This is a genomic window from Bacillus sp. FJAT-25509, assembly GCF_001420605.1.
In the GTDB taxonomy this organism is placed as follows: domain Bacteria; phylum Bacillota; class Bacilli; order Bacillales; family Bacillaceae_G; genus Gottfriedia.
In genome coordinates this window covers 299,944-316,407 of sequence record NZ_LJIZ01000016.1, presented here as the reverse complement: position 1 = coordinate 316,407, position 16,464 = coordinate 299,944, and the positions used below count along the sequence as shown (strand labels likewise).

12 protein-coding genes are annotated in these 16,464 nt (G+C 34.4%); all 12 read left to right on the top strand.

The annotated features are described in order from the left end of the window. Window positions 1-166 precede the first annotated feature (166 nt). Window positions 167-1,864 carry a proline--tRNA ligase gene (locus AN960_RS10740; protein ID WP_056470837.1) on the top strand — a complete coding sequence of 566 codons (1,698 nt, stop codon included), beginning with the start codon at window positions 167-169 and terminating at the stop codon, window positions 1,862-1,864. A gap of 109 nt (window positions 1,865-1,973) precedes the next feature. Next, a complete protein-coding gene (locus AN960_RS10735; protein WP_056470834.1) occupies window positions 1,974-6,284 on the top strand; it encodes a PolC-type DNA polymerase III in 4,311 nt (1,436 codons plus the stop codon). Between the two features lie 243 nt (window positions 6,285-6,527). Then, window positions 6,528-7,001 carry a ribosome maturation factor RimP gene (rimP, locus tag AN960_RS10730; RefSeq protein ID WP_056470832.1) on the top strand — a complete coding sequence of 158 codons (474 nt, stop codon included), beginning with the start codon at window positions 6,528-6,530 and terminating at the stop codon, window positions 6,999-7,001. Between the two features lie 16 nt (window positions 7,002-7,017). Continuing rightward, on the top strand, window positions 7,018-8,142 hold the full coding sequence (nusA, locus tag AN960_RS10725) for a transcription termination factor NusA (protein ID WP_056470828.1): 1,125 nt from the start codon (window positions 7,018-7,020) through the stop codon (window positions 8,140-8,142). Between the two features lie 8 nt (window positions 8,143-8,150). Then, the gene (rnpM, locus tag AN960_RS10720; protein WP_056470825.1) at window positions 8,151-8,420 is read left to right on the top strand and encodes an RNase P modulator RnpM; all 270 of its coding nucleotides are present in this window, start codon (window positions 8,151-8,153) and stop codon (window positions 8,418-8,420) included. Further along, a complete protein-coding gene (locus AN960_RS10715; RefSeq protein WP_056470822.1) occupies window positions 8,417-8,716 on the top strand; it encodes a YlxQ family RNA-binding protein in 300 nt (99 codons plus the stop codon). Before rnpM ends, AN960_RS10715 begins: the two co-directional genes overlap by 4 nt. 23 nt (window positions 8,717-8,739) lie before the next feature. Beyond that, window positions 8,740-10,920: a translation initiation factor IF-2 gene (infB, locus tag AN960_RS10710; protein WP_056470819.1), complete on the top strand. Its 2,181-nt coding sequence runs from the start codon at window positions 8,740-8,742 to the stop codon at window positions 10,918-10,920. Between the two features lie 288 nt (window positions 10,921-11,208). Next, complete coding sequence (gene rbfA, locus AN960_RS10705; protein WP_025568543.1) at window positions 11,209-11,556, top strand: 30S ribosome-binding factor RbfA; 348 nt, start codon at window positions 11,209-11,211, stop codon at window positions 11,554-11,556. Between the two features lie 72 nt (window positions 11,557-11,628). Continuing rightward, on the top strand, window positions 11,629-12,540 hold the full coding sequence (gene truB / locus AN960_RS10700) for a tRNA pseudouridine(55) synthase TruB (protein ID WP_056470816.1): 912 nt from the start codon (window positions 11,629-11,631) through the stop codon (window positions 12,538-12,540). Between the two features lie 72 nt (window positions 12,541-12,612). Further along, window positions 12,613-13,554, top strand: coding sequence for a bifunctional riboflavin kinase/FAD synthetase (ribF, locus tag AN960_RS10695; protein WP_056470812.1), 942 nt, complete (start codon window positions 12,613-12,615; stop codon window positions 13,552-13,554). Window positions 13,555-13,693: 139 nt separating this feature from the next. Then, window positions 13,694-13,963 carry a 30S ribosomal protein S15 gene (rpsO, locus tag AN960_RS10690; protein WP_025568545.1) on the top strand — a complete coding sequence of 90 codons (270 nt, stop codon included), beginning with the start codon at window positions 13,694-13,696 and terminating at the stop codon, window positions 13,961-13,963. A gap of 232 nt (window positions 13,964-14,195) precedes the next feature. After that, the gene (gene pnp, locus AN960_RS10685; protein WP_056470809.1) at window positions 14,196-16,310 is read left to right on the top strand and encodes a polyribonucleotide nucleotidyltransferase; all 2,115 of its coding nucleotides are present in this window, start codon (window positions 14,196-14,198) and stop codon (window positions 16,308-16,310) included. The last annotated feature ends 154 nt before the right edge of the window (window positions 16,311-16,464 follow it).

The window sequence follows — 16,464 nt, the reverse complement described above, 5'->3', positions numbered from 1 at the left end:
TTGTCAATTAGCCCGTTTTAAGTGGGAGCGGATTCTTATCTTACAAAGCTCTTTTTTTAGAATCGTGTATTGTTACATGTGACTTTTAAGTCAACTACGAAATCTATTTTACAAAATATTATTAAAAAGAATATAAGAATAAAAGAAAAATATGAGGTGAACCCTTTTGAAACAAAGTATCGTATATAGTCCAACTCTTCGTGAAGTACCATCAGATGCAGATATAAAAAGCCATCAATTATTATTAAGAGCAGGTTTTATTAGACAAAATGCATCTGGTATATATAGTTTCTTACCTTTAGGAAATAAAGTTCTTCAAAAAGTAGCAAATATCGTTCGAGAAGAAATGAATAATGCCGGTGCGATGGAAATGTTAATGCCATCAATGCAAGCGCAAGAATTATGGGAAGAATCAGGTCGTTGGGATAATTTTGGTCCAGAACTAATGCGTTTACGAGATCGACATGGTAGAGGATTTGCATTAGGGGCAACACATGAAGAAGTTGTAACTTCTATTATTCGCGATGAATTAAAATCATATAAAAAATTACCGATTACACTTTATCAAGTACAATCAAAATTCCGTGATGAAAAACGTCCTCGATTTGGACTACTTCGCGGGCGTGAATTTTTAATGAAAGATGCATATTCTTTCCATGCATCACAAGAAAGCTTGGATGAAGTATATGATCGTTTATTTACGGCCTATAGCAACGTATTTACTCGTTGTGGGTTAAATTTCAGAGCGGTTGTTGCTGATTCAGGAGCGATGGGTGGAAAAGATACGCATGAATTCATGGTGTTATCTGACATTGGTGAAGATACTATCGCATTTTCAAATGAATCTAGCTATGCAGCAAATATTGAAATGGCGCCAGTTGTAACGAATTACGAACCATCTGATGAGAAATTAGAAGAGGTTCAAAAAGTAGAAACGCCAAATCAAAAAACAATCGATGAAGTAATTGAATTCTTAAACTTACCGATTGAAAAAAGCATTAAATCAATTATTTTCAAAGCAGATGAAAGTTTCGTATTAGTGCTTGCTCGTGGTGACCATGAAATTAACGATATTAAATTAAAGAATTATTTAGGTGCACATTCAGTAGAGCTTGCTTCTAAAGAAGAAGTAAAAGAACTAATGAACTGTGAAATCGGATCATTAGGTCCAATTGGAGTAAAATCTGATTTATTAGTATTAGCTGATAATGCAGTTAAAGGTATTGTAAATGGTTGCTGTGGAGCAAATGAAGAAGGCTATCACTACATTAACGTAACTGTAAATAGAGACTATAATGTTAAAGATTTCCTAGACTTAAGATTTATTCAAGAAGGTGACATATCTCCAGACGGTAAAGGAACTATTTCTTTTGCAAAAGGTATTGAAGTAGGTCATGTTTTCAAATTAGGTACAAAATATTCTGAGTCTATGAATGCAACATTCCTTGATGAAAATGGTAAATCAAATCCAATCATTATGGGATGCTATGGAATCGGTGTATCTCGTACATTAGCTGCAATTGTAGAGCAATATAATGATGAAAAAGGTATTGTATGGCCTAAAAATCTAGCTCCTTTTGATGTACATGTTATTACTGTAAATACAAAGAATGAAGAGCAAGTAACTTTAGCAGACGATATTTACAAAACGTTAAAAGAGACTGGACAAGACGTATTATTAGATGACCGAAATGAACGTGTAGGTGTAAAATTTGCAGACGCTGATCTTTTCGGAATACCTGTTCGTGTAGTTGTTGGTAAAAAAGCTGCAGAAGGAATTGTAGAACTTAAAACAAGAGATGGACAAGTTAGTAAAGAAGTAGAAATTTCTAACCTTGTGAATGAAATAAATATGTTAAAATAAAATAAAAGTGGAAGCGACACCTTAAGGGAATCGCACACAAATAAAAAGTACCTCTTATTTTTTTAGAGGTACTTTCGATTTTTTTACACATAAAAAGGTTGGTGAAAAAATGGGACAAACTCGTCAGGAGCGGTTTCAGCTATTATTAGATCAGCTTCAATTTCCCGAAGATATGCGAGACCTGTATTTTAAAAACGGGGAAATCGTAAATCTTGAAGTAAGTAAAAGCGAAAAAAAGTGGCAGTTTACTTTTAAAATAGAAAATGTTTTACCTTTTGCAACGTTTCAAGTATTTGTAACAAGTTTATTAAGAACTTTTAAACATATAGCAGATGTTTCAGTCGTTATTAATACAGAAAATCCAAAAATAGATGAACAAAAAGTAATTGATTATTGGTCATTTATGATTCAATCTGTTGAATCGAAATCACCTATATTACAACATGTTGAATCTGCACTACCTTCAGTTGAAAATAATAAAGTAATGATCAATTTAAATAGTCTAATTGAAGAGAATGCCTTTACAAATCGATATGTTCCTCAGCTGCAAGATTTATATCAAAAAGTAGGTTTTCCTAAGTTGTTTTTTGAGAATACGATTAAAGATAATGTTGAAGAAAAAACTGAGTTTCTTGAGAAAAAAGCTGAAGAAGATCGCAAGCGAGCGATGGAAGTACTTGTTGAATTAGAAAAGAAAGAGGCTGCTGAAGAAGCTGAAGGTGATGAGCCTCAGGGGCCTCTTGTTGTTGGATATTATATTAAGGAAACTGAAATTAATACGATCTCGTCTATCATTGAAGAAGAAAAACGAGTCGTTCTTCAAGGATTTGTATTCGATTCTGAAATTCGTGAACTTAAGAGCGGCCGTGTCTTAATTACCTTTAAAATAACTGATTACACGAGCTCAATACTAGTTAAAATGTTCTCTAGAGATAAAGAAGATATCCCAATGTTAAATAAAATTAAAAAGGGTATGTGGGTAAAAGTTAGAGGATCAGTACAAAACGATACATTTGTACGTGATTTAGTCATGATTGCAAATGATATAAATGAAATTACTCCAGATGAACGCAAGGACGAAGCTCCAGAAGGAGAGCGTAGAATTGAGTTACATGCTCATACACATATGAGCCAAATGGATTCAGTCGTTTCAGCAGGTGATTTAGTCAAACAAGCAAGTAAGTTTGGACATGAAGCAATTGCAATAACGGATCATGCAGTTGTTCAATCCTTCCCAGAGGCATTTGGAGCAGGGAAAAAACATGGTGTTAAAATACTATACGGTGTTGAAATAAATCTAGTAAACGATGGTGTACCAACAGCATATAATCCATCTCATGTCTCTTTAGAAGAAGCAACTTATGTTGTATTTGACGTAGAGACAACAGGTCTTTCTGCAGTTTATGACACGATCATCGAGTTAGCTGCTGTAAAGATTCATAAAGGTGAAATCATTGACCGATTTGAACGATTTGCAAATCCACATCATTCACTATCTGCAACTACGATTGAATTGACGGGAATTACTGACGAAATGGTAAGAGATGCCCCAAATATTGATGTGGTACTTCGTGAGTTTAAAGAGTGGATGGGTGACGATATACTAGTAGCTCATAATGCCTCTTTTGATATGGGCTTTATTCAAATGGGCTTTAAAAAATATGAAATTGGTATTACAAATAACGGTGTAATTGATACGCTTGAGTTAGCTAGAACTTTGTATCCAGATTTTAAAAACTTTCGATTAAATACACTTTGTAAAAAATTCGATATTAACTTAACACAACATCATAGAGCGATTTACGATGCTGAGGCCACTGGCTTCTTACTCCTAAAAATGCTAAAAGATGCTGCAGAGCAGGATATGTATTATCATGATGAGCTAAATAATAACATGGGGAAAGGTGATGCTTATAAACGAGCAAGACCATCACATGCAACACTATTAGCTACGAATGAAACGGGATTAAAAAACTTATTTAAAATTGTTTCTTATTCTCATATCCATTATCATCATCGAGTTGCAAGGGTTCCTAGATCATTATTAGTGAAACATCGCGAAGGAATATTAGTTGGATCTGCATGTGATAAAGGTGAAGTTTTTGAAGCAAGTGTTCAAAAATCTCCTGAAGAAGCAGAAAAGCTAATGGAGTTTTACGATTATATCGAAGTATTGCCGCCAGAGACACTTTTACATTTAGTGGAATTAGAAATTGTTCGAAATGAACAACATTTAAGAGAAGTCATTTCAAAGCTTGTAAAAATGGCTGAAAAGGTAGAAAAAATTGTAGTTGGAACTGGTAACGTTCATCACTTACAAAAAGAAGATCAAATTTATCGAAAAATATTAGTTGGTTCTCAAGGTGGAGCAAATCCATTAAATCGTCATCGATTACCAGATGTTCATTTTAGAACAACAAATGAGATGCTATCTTCATTCGCATTTTTAGGAGAAGAAAAAGCAAAAGAAATAGTCGTTACAAATACTCAAAAAATTGCTAGTTTAATTGAAGATATTAAACCAATTAAGGATGACCTATATACTCCAAAAATTGAAGGCGCTGAAGATGAAGTTCGTGACATGAGCTATGAAATGGCTAGATCTATTTACGGAGAACAATTACCTGGAATTGTAGAAGCCCGTCTTGAAAAAGAGTTAAAAAGTATTATTGGGCATGGTTTTGCCGTAATTTACTTGATTTCGCATAAACTGGTTAAAAAATCATTAGATGATGGATATCTAGTAGGTTCAAGGGGATCTGTAGGTTCATCATTAGTAGCGACCATGACGGAAATAACGGAAGTAAATCCACTTCCACCACATTACGTCTGTCCTAATTGTAAACACTCAGAGTTTTTCAATGATGGATCTGTAGGTTCTGGATTCGATTTACCGAACAAAGATTGTCCAGAATGTGGTACTGCATTTAAAAAAGATGGTCATGATATTCCTTTTGAAACCTTCCTTGGATTTAAAGGTGATAAGGTTCCCGATATCGATTTGAATTTCAGCGGTGAATATCAACCAACTGCTCACAATTATACAAAAGTACTTTTTGGTGAGGACTATGTCTATCGTGCTGGTACAATTGGTACTGTAGCTGATAAGACAGCATACGGTTACGTAAGAGGGTATGCAAATGATCATAATCTAAATTTACGTGGTGCTGAATATGATCGATTAGCTATGGGATGTACGGGTGTTAAAAGAACAACTGGACAACATCCAGGTGGAATTATAGTAGTTCCAGATTATATGGACATTTATGATTTTTCACCAATTCAATTCCCGGCTGATGATGTTAAGTCTGAATGGAAAACGACACATTTTGATTTCCATTCAATCCATGATAATTTATTAAAACTAGATATACTTGGACACGATGATCCTACCGTTATCCGTATGCTTCAAGACTTAAGTGGAATCGATCCAAAAACGATTCCAACTGATGACCCTGAAGTTATGAAAATATTTGCCGGACCAGAACCTTTAGGTGTATCTGAGGAACAAATAGGTTGTAAGACAGGAACTTATGGAATTCCTGAATTCGGAACAAAATTCGTTCGTCAAATGTTAGAAGATACGAAGCCATCTACATTTTCAGAACTAGTTCAAATTTCTGGTTTATCACATGGTACAGATGTATGGCTAGGAAATGCTTCTGAATTAATTAACAGTGGAACTTGTACACTTCCTGAAGTAATTGGTTGTCGTGATGACATCATGGTTTATTTAATATATCAAGGATTAGAGCCTTCATTAGCATTTAAAATAATGGAATCTGTTCGTAAAGGTAAGGGCGTACCAGCAGAGTGGGAAGAAGAAATGAGAAATAATAAAGTACCTGCTTGGTATATTGATTCATGTAAAAAAATTAAGTACATGTTCCCAAAAGCCCACGCTGCTGCATATGTTTTGATGGCAGTACGAATTGCATATTTCAAAGTTCACCATCCAATTCTTTATTATGCTGCATATTTTACAGTAAGAGCTGAAGATTTCGATATTGAAGCTATGATTGCTGGTCCGAGTACGATTAAAGCTAAAATTGAAGAAATTGCGATAAAAGGATTAGATGCATCAGTAAAAGAGCGAAGTTTAATGACTGTCCTAGAGTTAGCATTGGAAATGTGTGAAAGAGGTTTTTCATTTGAAAAAATGGATTTATATCGATCAAGTGCAGATGAATTTTTAGTAAATGGTAACAAATTAATCCCACCATTTAATTCGATTCCTGGATTAGGAACGAATGCGGCTAAAAATATTGTTGCATCTAGAGAAGACGGAGAATTCCTTTCGAAAGAAGACCTACAACAAAGAAGTAAAATTTCAAAAACAGTATTAGAGTATTTAGATAAACAAGGCTGTTTACAAAACTTACCTGATCAAAACCAATTATCACTTTTCGATGGCTTTTAACAGTTTGCAAAACTTGGGAATTATGGTATAGTAGAGACAGATGTAATTTAGCACGGGATTTTTCTTGAAGAGCAGGGGCAACCTGCTCTTTCTTATTACCCTTATGACCCAATTCATCTCTTGCGTAGTTTGAAACTTGAATTTTAAGTTACAATAATTGCGTAAATTGGAAATACTAAAGATAATTTCCCTGCTAAATAGCAGGGAATTTTCATCTTGTAATGTTTGGAAGGAGGATACTTCTTGAGTAAGAAGGTCACAGAGGTTGTATCAGAATTAGCACAACCAATAATTGAACAACTAGGATTAGAGTTAGTTGATGTAGAATACGTAAAAGAAGGAAAAGACTGGTTCCTTCGAGTATTTATAGATAGTGAGTCTGGAATTGATTTGGAGCAATGTGCTGCAGTAAGTGAAAAACTAAGTGAAGTCTTAGATGAAAAAGATCCAATTGAAAACCTATATTTTTTAGATGTTTCATCACCAGGTGCTGAGCGTCCTTTAAAGAAAGAACAAGATTTTATAAAAGCAATTGGAAAACAAGTTTTCATTAAAACTTACGAACCAATCCTTGACGAAAAGAAATTTGAAGGGAAATTAATTTCCTACACGTCAGAGGAAGTTCAGTTAGAGTTAACAATTAAAACAAGAAAAAAAATGATTACAATTCCAACACCAAAAATCGCAAGTGCAAGACTTGCTGTTACGTTTTTCTAAGTAGGGGGTACTTTTAATGAGTTCGGAGTTATTAACAGCATTAGAAATAATTGAAAGAGAAAAAGGAATTAGTAAAGATGTCGTAATTGAAGCGATTGAAGCAGCTTTAATTTCAGCATATAAACGTAATTTTAATCAAGCACAAAATGTTCGAGTTGATTTTAACCTACATAATGGTTCAATTCGTGTTTTTGCAAGAAAAGAAATAGTTAGCAATGTGTTTGATACACGTTTAGAAATTACAGTTGAAGAAGCACAACAACATAATCCAAATTTTATGGTAGGAGATATCATTGAATTAGAAGTAACTCCTAAAGATTTTGGACGAGTTGCTGCAACTACTGCTAAGCAAGTAGTAACACAAAGAGTACGTGAAGCAGAACGCGGTGTAATCTACTCAGAATATATTGACCGCCAAGAAGATATGATGACAGGTACAGTTCAACGTATCGATTCACGCGCAATTTATGTTAACTTAGGTAAAATTGAAGCAGTACTTCCTGTAACTGAACAAATTCCAACTGAGAAATACAGAATCCATGATCGCATTAAAGTATTTGTTACAAAAGTTGAAAAAACTTCAAAAGGTCCACAAATTTTTGTATCACGTACTCACCCTGGATTATTAAAGCGTTTATTTGAAACAGAAGTACCTGAAATTTATGATGGTGTTGTAGAAATTCGTTCAGTAGCGCGTGAAGCGGGTGACCGTTCTAAGATTTCAGTATATACAAGCAACCCTGATTTAGATCCAGTAGGTGCTTGTGTAGGTCAAAAAGGTCAACGTGTGCAATCAATTGTTAATGAATTAAAAGGTGAAAAAATTGATATTGTACGTTGGTCATCAGATCCAGTTGAATTTGTTGCAAATGCATTAAGTCCATCTCAAGTTATTAGAGTTTTAGTAAATGAAGAAGAAAAAGCAACTACAGTTGTAGTACCAGATCACCAATTATCTCTTGCAATTGGAAAAAGAGGTCAAAATGCTAGATTAGCTGCGCGTTTAACTGGTTGGAAAATTGATATTAAATCACAGTCAGATGCAGATAAAATTGGTATTGACTATACATCACCAGCGCAAGAAGTAACTGTATCTAATGATGATTTCGATGCTTACGCTGACGACTTTAATGAGGAGTGAGTAAACTCATGAATCGAAAAATTCCTTTACGTAAGTGTGTTGTAACACAAGAAATGAAACCAAAAAAAGAATTAATCAGAATTGTTCGTTCTAAAGAAGGAGAAGTATCCATTGATCCAAGTGGAAAAAAATCAGGTCGTGGAGCTTACTTAACAAAATCTGTTGAAGTTGTAAAACAAGCGCAGCAAAAAAATACTTTAGAACAGCAATTAAACGCTAAAATTGATGCTAGTTTATATGAAGAACTTTTAGCGTATATTGAAAAGGAAAAAGCATGACAAACAAAGGATTGTCTTTATTAGGACTTGCAGCTAGAGCTCGTAAAGTGGTTTCAGGCGAAGAGTTAGTTGTAAAAGAAGTCCAACAAAAAAGAGCAAAACTAGTTATTTTGTCAAAGGATGCTTCCGATTTAACTGCGAAGAAAATAAAAGACAAGACAACTTTTTACAATACTCCACTTTGTTATGTTGAAAATCGCTTTGAATTAGGGCACGCTATTGGGAAAGACGCTCGAGTGGTCGTTGCAATTACTGATCAAGGATTTGCAACAAAACTTCAGACATTATTAAATTAATGGACTAATCTGGGGGTGAACGTATGACGAAAATTAGAATTTATGAGTATGCTAAAAAGCAAAATGTTTCAAGTAAGGAAATTATTGAAAGACTCAAGGATTTAAAAATCGAAGTAAAGAATCATATGGCCACAATTGCAGAGGATATTGTTGAAAAATTAAATAAAAGTTTTCAACCAAAGTCTGTAGAGATAAAACAACCCCAAAAAGCTGTGTCCAAATCTTCTTTTAAGGTAATTCCTGCATTTAATGTAGAAGCTAGTGAAGAGCTTGATTTTGAAGTAGACTATCAATTAGAAGATACGAAAGAAAAATCAAAAAAGAACAGTAATAAAAAGAAAAAGACTGATAGCCAAAAGCAAAGCAGTCAAAATGAAGATCGACAAACGACAGGGATAAAGAAAGGCAATCAAAATATGAATCATAAAAATAACTCAACCGAGAACACCTCAAATAAAATTATCTTCTCAGGTTCTTTAAAAGTATCTGAGCTTGCAAAAAAATTAGGTAAAGAACCATCAGAATTAATTAAAAAATTATTTATGCTAGGCATTATGGCGACAATTAACCAAGACCTTGATAAAGATACGATCGAATTACTAGCTAGTGATTACGGAGTTGAAGTTGAAGAGGAAGTTATTGTTGATGAAAATGACTTCGAAAGCTTTATTGATGAAGCTGATGATGAAGCTACTCTACAAGAACGTCCACCAGTTGTAACGATTATGGGTCACGTTGACCATGGTAAAACAACTTTACTTGACTATATTCGTAAATCAAAGGTAACTGCTGGAGAAGCAGGTGGAATCACTCAGCATATTGGTGCTTACCAAGTAGAAATCGAAGGAAAGAAAATTACGTTCTTAGATACGCCTGGTCACGCAGCATTTACAACAATGCGTGCACGTGGAGCACAAGTTACTGATATTACGATTATCGTTGTAGCAGCTGATGACGGTGTTATGCCACAAACAGTTGAAGCGATCAATCACGCAAAAGCAGCAGAAGTACCTATTATTATTGCTGTGAATAAAATGGATAAAGAATCTGCAAACCCAGATCGCGTAATGCAGGAATTAACTGAACACGGTATTGTTTCTGAAGCATGGGGTGGAGACACAATCTTTGTTCCTATTTCAGCATTAAACGGTAACGGTGTTGATCAGTTACTTGAAATGATTCTTTTAGTTAGTGAAGTAGAAGAATATAAAGCAAATCCTACCCGTAAAGCACTAGGTACTGTAATTGAAGCTGAATTAGACAAAGGTAAAGGTGCAGTTGCAACTTTATTAGTTCAAAATGGTACATTAAAAGTTGGAGATCCAATTGTAGTTGGTACTTCATTTGGTCGTGTACGTGCGATGGTAAATGACTTAGGTCGTCGAATTAAAGAGGCTGGTCCATCAATGCCAGTTGAAATTACTGGTTTAAATGAAGTTCCTCAAGCAGGTGACCGTTTTATGGTATTTGCTGACGAGAAACGTGCGCGTCAAGTTGGTGAAGCACGTGCTTCACAAGCAGTTCTTCAACAACGTAGTGAAAGCTCTAAATTATCTCTTGAAGATTTATTTGCTCAAATTCAAGAAGGTAATGTAAAAGAAATCAATCTAATTGTTAAAGCTGACGTTCAAGGTTCTGTTGAAGCGATGGCTGCTTCATTACAAAAAATTGAAGTAGAAGGCGTAAAAGTTAAAATCATCCACACAGGCGCTGGTGCAATTACTGAATCTGATGTAATTTTAGCTTCTGCATCTAATGCGATTATTATTGGTTTCAACGTACGTCCTGATGTAAATGCAAAACGTACTGCAGACTTAGAAAATGTAGATATTCGATTACACCGCATTATTTACAAAGCAATTGAGGAAATTGAATCTGCGATGAAAGGTATGTTAGACCCAGAGTTTGAAGAAAAAGTAATCGGTCAAGCAGAAGTTCGTCAAGTATTCAAAGTATCAAAAGTTGGTACAATTGCTGGATGTTATGTAACTGATGGGAAAATCACTCGTGACAGCGGTGTACGTTTAATTCGTGATGGTATCGTTGTATTCGAAGGTCAATTAGACACACTAAAACGTTTCAAAGATGACGTTAAAGAAGTAGCGACAAACTACGAATGTGGTATCACGATCGAGAAATACAATGATATTAAAGAAGGCGACGTAATCGAAGCTTACGTAATGGAAGAAATTAAACGTAAGTAATAACGAAAAGTGGAAAAAGCTTGCCCAGCTCTGAAGGGAATATCTCCGACAACTTGAAGAAGTGGTGGTTTGTCCACTTCGAAAGTAGTTGGAATATTACCGAAGAGCTAGCTTTTGGAACTAGACATTACAATATTTTCTTTTAAAAGATGATATTATAATTGGAAATAAATAATGGACTTATCACAATTGAATAAGTTCAGCATAATAAATAATTATTTATACAATTAGTTAAACTAATCGTATGAAAGCACGAATTGTTTTGCTTTGTAAGATTGAGGTGAAAGTATGAAAGTAAGAGCACATCGTGTTGGGGAACAAATGAAGAAAGAACTTGGTGAGATTATCGGTAGAAAAATTAAAGATCCAAGAATCGGCTTCGTAACAGTTACTGATGTTCAAGTAACAGGTGACCTTCAACAAGCTAAAGTCTATATTTCAGTATTAGGTGACGATGAACAACGTCAAAATACATTAATTGGATTAGCGAAAGCAAAAGGATTTATTCGTTCTGAAATTGGTCAACGTATTCGTTTACGTAAGACGCCAGAATTAATTTTTGAATTTGATGAATCAGTCGATTATGGTAATCGAATTGAGACATTGCTAACTCAAATTAATAAAGAGAATAACTGATAATGAATGGATAGGCGAGTGATTCGTCTATCCATTTTTCATCATGCTAAAAAATAAACAATAGGTGATAAGATGAATGGTGTAATTGCACTGAATAAACCAGCGGGTCTTACCTCTCATGATTGTGTCTTTAAAATAAGAAAGATTTTAAAGACAAAAAAAGTCGGTCATACAGGAACCCTTGATCCAGAAGTAACGGGCGTCTTGCCAATATGTGTAGGTGAAGCTACAAAGCTAATACCATATTTAACCGATGATCGGAAAAAATATATTGGTGAAATTACTTTAGGGTTTTCTACAACAACTGAGGATGCTCATGGTGAAATTATTGATCAAAAGAAGGTTGATCGAGTTATTACTCGTGAAGAAATTTTAAATGTATTAAATCAATTAACAGGAGATATAAGTCAAACTCCTCCTATGTACTCTGCTGTAAAAGTAAATGGCAAAAAGCTATATGAATACGCTAGAGCTGGAATTGAAGTTGAACGTCCAACTAGAACCGTTACAATATTTGAAATTATTTTACTTGATGATCGAGAAGTATTTGAAGGAGATACAATTTCTTTTAAATTTGAAGTTTTCTGTGGTAAAGGTACATATATAAGAACTTTAGCTGTTCAAATAGGTGAAATTTTAGGATTCCCTGCTCACATGTCTTATTTAACTAGAACAAAAGCAGGAGCATTTACGATTGATGATTGCGTTACTTTTGCTGAATTAGAAGAAAATGCTAATGATTTTACTTTAGATCGTGTAATGTTATCGATGGAGCAAGCTCTTGATGAGTATCCACGTCTAACTGTGACTACTGAAGAAGAAGTAAGAGTATTTAATGGTGGATTTTTTCCTAATACGATGAACTGTAAAGAAGGGGAATATATTGCAGTTTACAACGAAAATAATAGAATTATTGCAATGTACACTCCAAACCCTAAAAATAATAATGTAATTAAACCGACAAGAGTATTTCATAACCAATAGAAAAAACTATATAAATTTTATTCATTGTTCTATAATGGGAAAAGAGACTTGATTATAGAAAAGGTGATATATATGACAAAAATAATAAAAATCACCCATCCTCATTCAATAAAAAAAGAAGATTGTAAAGAAACGGTCTTAGCACTTGGCTTTTTTGATGGAGTACATAAAGGTCATCAACAAGTCATAAAAGCTGCCAAAGAAATTGCGGATGAAAAAGGATTATTATTATCAGTGATGACATTCGATCCACATCCATCTGCAATTCTTGGAAATCGTGATGATGCGATTTCCTATTTAACACCTTTGGAGCTAAAAGTGAAGTGGATGGAGAAACTTTGTGTAGACCAATTATTTGTTGTTGAATTTTCAGAGGAATTTGCTTCCCTACTACCACAAGAATTTGTCGATCAATACATTATTTCTTTAAATGCAAAACATGTTGTAGCTGGATTTGATTTTTCATTTGGAAAATATGGTAAAGGGAATATGGAATCATTACCATTTCATTCTAGAGGTGAATTTACACAATCAACCATTTCAAAATTCGTTTTAGACAATGAGAAAGTAAGTTCAACACGAATTAGAGAAGCGATAAAAGCTGGTGAAATGGAAGAAGCAACCCACTTACTTGGCAGACAGTATCAAATTAAAGGGATCGTTGTAGATGGTGACAAACGTGGTCGAACAATTGGATTCCCAACAGCTAATATTTCTGTTTCCATTCCGTATGCATTACCTTCAGTAGGTGTTTATGCTGTAAAATGTATTGTTAATGGTGAATTATATGAAGGTATGTGTAATATTGGATACAAACCAACTTTCTATCATGAGTTCCAAAAACAAACAATTGAAGTAAATATTTTTGATTTTAATGAAGATATTTACGGAAAAGAAGTTGAAATTTTTTGGTATGCTAGAATACGTGATGAAAAGAAGTTTAATGGTATAAATGAACTAATCGATCAATTACAAAAAGATCGTGAAACTGTAAAAAATTATTTCAGAGAATAACTAATTTAGAATACTTGCTTTTATAAATAAAACAATGTAATATTAGTAAAGTACTTGAAAAACCGTTGCTTGGCAAATCGATTCACCGACGACTGCTAGGTGATAGGTGTTCAATAATATTATTATGAGGTGAAAAAACATGGCATTAACTCAAGAACGTAAAAACGAAATTATCAGCACTTACAAAACTCATGCGAACGATACTGGTTCTCCAGAAGTTCAAATCGCAGTTTTAACTGAAAACATTAACTCTTTAAATGGGCACTTACGTACTCACAAAAAAGATCACCACTCTCGTCGTGGTTTATTAAAAATGGTTGGTAAGCGTCGTAACTTACTTAACTACTTACGTAACAAAGACATTACTCGTTACCGTGAATTAATTAACAAATTAGGTTTACGTCGTTAATTTCGAGTATTAATTTGATACTTTAAGAAAAAGCGGGATTCTTCCCGCTTTTTCTTATACATATCGATTTAAAATTACTGATGAATTGTATTTTAAATTTATAAATATTTATTCTCTTTTTCTCGTTAGTTGATTTCTTTACTAAACATAGGAGATAATAGAGAATATACGATTTTTTTACATAATTAGTTTAGACTTTGAATTGTAAATTAGAGAGGGGTATTTATACCATATGGAACAACAAAAGCACGTTTTTTCCACGGAGCTTGCTGGTAAAACTCTTACTGTTGAAGTAGGACAATTAGCAAAGCAAGCAAATGGAGCAGTTTTAGTAAGATACGAAGATACTGTCGTATTAGCAACAGCAACTGCATCAAAGGAACCTAAAAAAGTTAGCTTTTTCCCATTAACAGTAAACTACGAAGAGCGTTTATATGCAGTAGGTAAAATTCCTGGTGGATTTATTAAACGTGAAGGTAGACCAAGTGAAAAAGCAATATTAGCGAGTCGACTAATTGACCGCCCAATTCGACCATTATTTGCAGATGGATTCCGTAATGAAGTACAGGTAATCAGCATGGTAATGAGCGTTGATCAAGATTGTTCATCAGAAATGGCTGCTATGTTTGGTAGTTCTCTAGCTCTATGTGTATCTGACATTCCTTTTAACGGCCCAATTGCTGGAGTTGTAGTTGGTCGTATTAATGGCGAATTTGTTATTAATCCAACTGTTGAGCAAGCTGAAAACAGTGACATTCATTTAACAGTTGCTGGAACGAAAGATGCAATTAACATGGTTGAAGCTGGAGCTAATGAAGTGCCAGAAGAAGTAATGCTTGAAGCAATTATGTTTGGACATGAAGAAATTAAAAAATTAATCGCATTCCAAGAAGAAATAGTAGCACAAATTGGAAAAGAAAAAATGGAAATTAAGCTTCATGAACTTGATGCTGAATTAGAAAAACAAATTCGCGATATTTGTGAAACAGAATTAAATGCAGCTATTCAAGTTCATGAAAAACATGCTCGTGAAGCTGCGATCAATGAAGTAAAAGAACGTGTTGTACTTCAGTTTGAAGAAAATGAAGCGGACGAAGAGATTATTGGACAAGTTAAAGAAATCCTTTCAATGCTAGTAAAAGAAGAAGTGCGTCGTTTAATCACAGTTGAAAAAGTTCGTCCTGATGGAAGAAAATTAGATGAAATCCGTCCATTATCATCACAAGTTGGTTTATTACCACGTACTCATGGTTCTGGATTATTCACTCGTGGACAAACTCAAGCACTAAGCATTTGTACACTAGGTGCACTAGGTGACGTGCAAATTCTTGATGGATTAGGCATAGAAGAATCAAAACGTTTTATGCACCATTATAATTTCCCACAATTTAGTGTTGGTGAAACAGGACCAATTCGTGGACCAGGTCGCCGTGAAATTGGACATGGAGCATTAGGTGAAAGAGCACTTGAGCCAAGTATTCCAGATCAAAAAGATTTCCCATACACAATCCGCCTTGTATCAGAAGTACTTGAATCAAATGGTTCTACTTCACAAGCAAGTATTTGTGCAAGTACTCTAGCAATGATGGATGCTGGTGTACCAATTAAAGCACCAGTTGCAGGTATTGCAATGGGATTAATTAAATCTGGTGAACATTATTCAGTTCTTACAGACATTCAAGGTATGGAAGATCACTTAGGTGATATGGACTTTAAAGTTGCGGGAACAGCTAAAGGTGTAACTGCACTTCAAATGGACATTAAAATTGAAGGTTTATCAGAACAAATCTTAAAAGAAGCATTAGAACAAGCAAAAATCGGTCGTATGCAAATTCTTGATTCAATGCTAGCTACAATTAGCGAACCAAGAACAGCATTATCTGAGTTTGCTCCAAAAATCTTAATGATGACAATTAACCCAGATAAAATTAAAGATGTTATTGGACCAGGTGGAAAACAAATCAATAAAATTATTGAAGAAACTGGCGTAAAAATTGACATCGAACAAGATGGAACAGTATTTATTTCATCTGTAGATCAACCTATGAATGAACGTGCAAAACAAATTATCGAAGACCTTGTTCGTGAAGTAGAAGTAGGTCAATTATACATGGGTAAAGTAAAACGAATTGAAAAATTCGGCGCATTCGTTGAAATCTTTGCAGGTAAAGATGGATTAGTCCATATTTCTGAACTTGCAGAAGAACGCATCGCAAAAGTTGAAGACGTGGTTTCACTTGGAGACGAAATCCTAGTAAAAGTAACTGAAATCGACAAGCAAGGACGAGTAAACCTATCTCGCAAAGCTGTATTAAAAGAACAAAAAGAAAAAGCTGAGCAACAATAAATGTGGAGCAAGCTCGTCCAGGTCTGAAAGGAATATCTCCATTCATCTGAAGAAGTGGTGATTTTTCCACTTCGAAGATTAATGGAATATTACCGAAGAGCTAGCTTGCGGAACTAGACATCAAGAAAAGCGGAAGGCGTTCGCTCTGCCCCGA

What these genes read in the sequence shown, in the direction of transcription:
- nusA (WP_056470828.1), top strand. Translation starts at nt 7,018, where the DNA reads ATGAGTTCGGAGTTATTAACAGCATTAGAAATAATTGAAAGAGAAAAA.
- infB (WP_056470819.1), top strand. Translation starts at nt 8,740, where the DNA reads ATGACGAAAATTAGAATTTATGAGTATGCTAAAAAGCAAAATGTTTCA.
- AN960_RS10735 (WP_056470834.1), top strand. Translation starts at nt 1,974, where the DNA reads ATGGGACAAACTCGTCAGGAGCGGTTTCAGCTATTATTAGATCAGCTT.
- AN960_RS10715 (WP_056470822.1), top strand. Translation starts at nt 8,417, where the DNA reads ATGACAAACAAAGGATTGTCTTTATTAGGACTTGCAGCTAGAGCTCGT.
- truB (WP_056470816.1), top strand. Translation starts at nt 11,629, where the DNA reads ATGAATGGTGTAATTGCACTGAATAAACCAGCGGGTCTTACCTCTCAT.
- rnpM (WP_056470825.1), top strand. Translation starts at nt 8,151, where the DNA reads ATGAATCGAAAAATTCCTTTACGTAAGTGTGTTGTAACACAAGAAATG.
- rbfA (WP_025568543.1), top strand. Translation starts at nt 11,209, where the DNA reads ATGAAAGTAAGAGCACATCGTGTTGGGGAACAAATGAAGAAAGAACTT.
- rpsO (WP_025568545.1), top strand. Translation starts at nt 13,694, where the DNA reads ATGGCATTAACTCAAGAACGTAAAAACGAAATTATCAGCACTTACAAA.
- pnp (WP_056470809.1), top strand. Translation starts at nt 14,196, where the DNA reads ATGGAACAACAAAAGCACGTTTTTTCCACGGAGCTTGCTGGTAAAACT.
- ribF (WP_056470812.1), top strand. Translation starts at nt 12,613, where the DNA reads ATGACAAAAATAATAAAAATCACCCATCCTCATTCAATAAAAAAAGAA.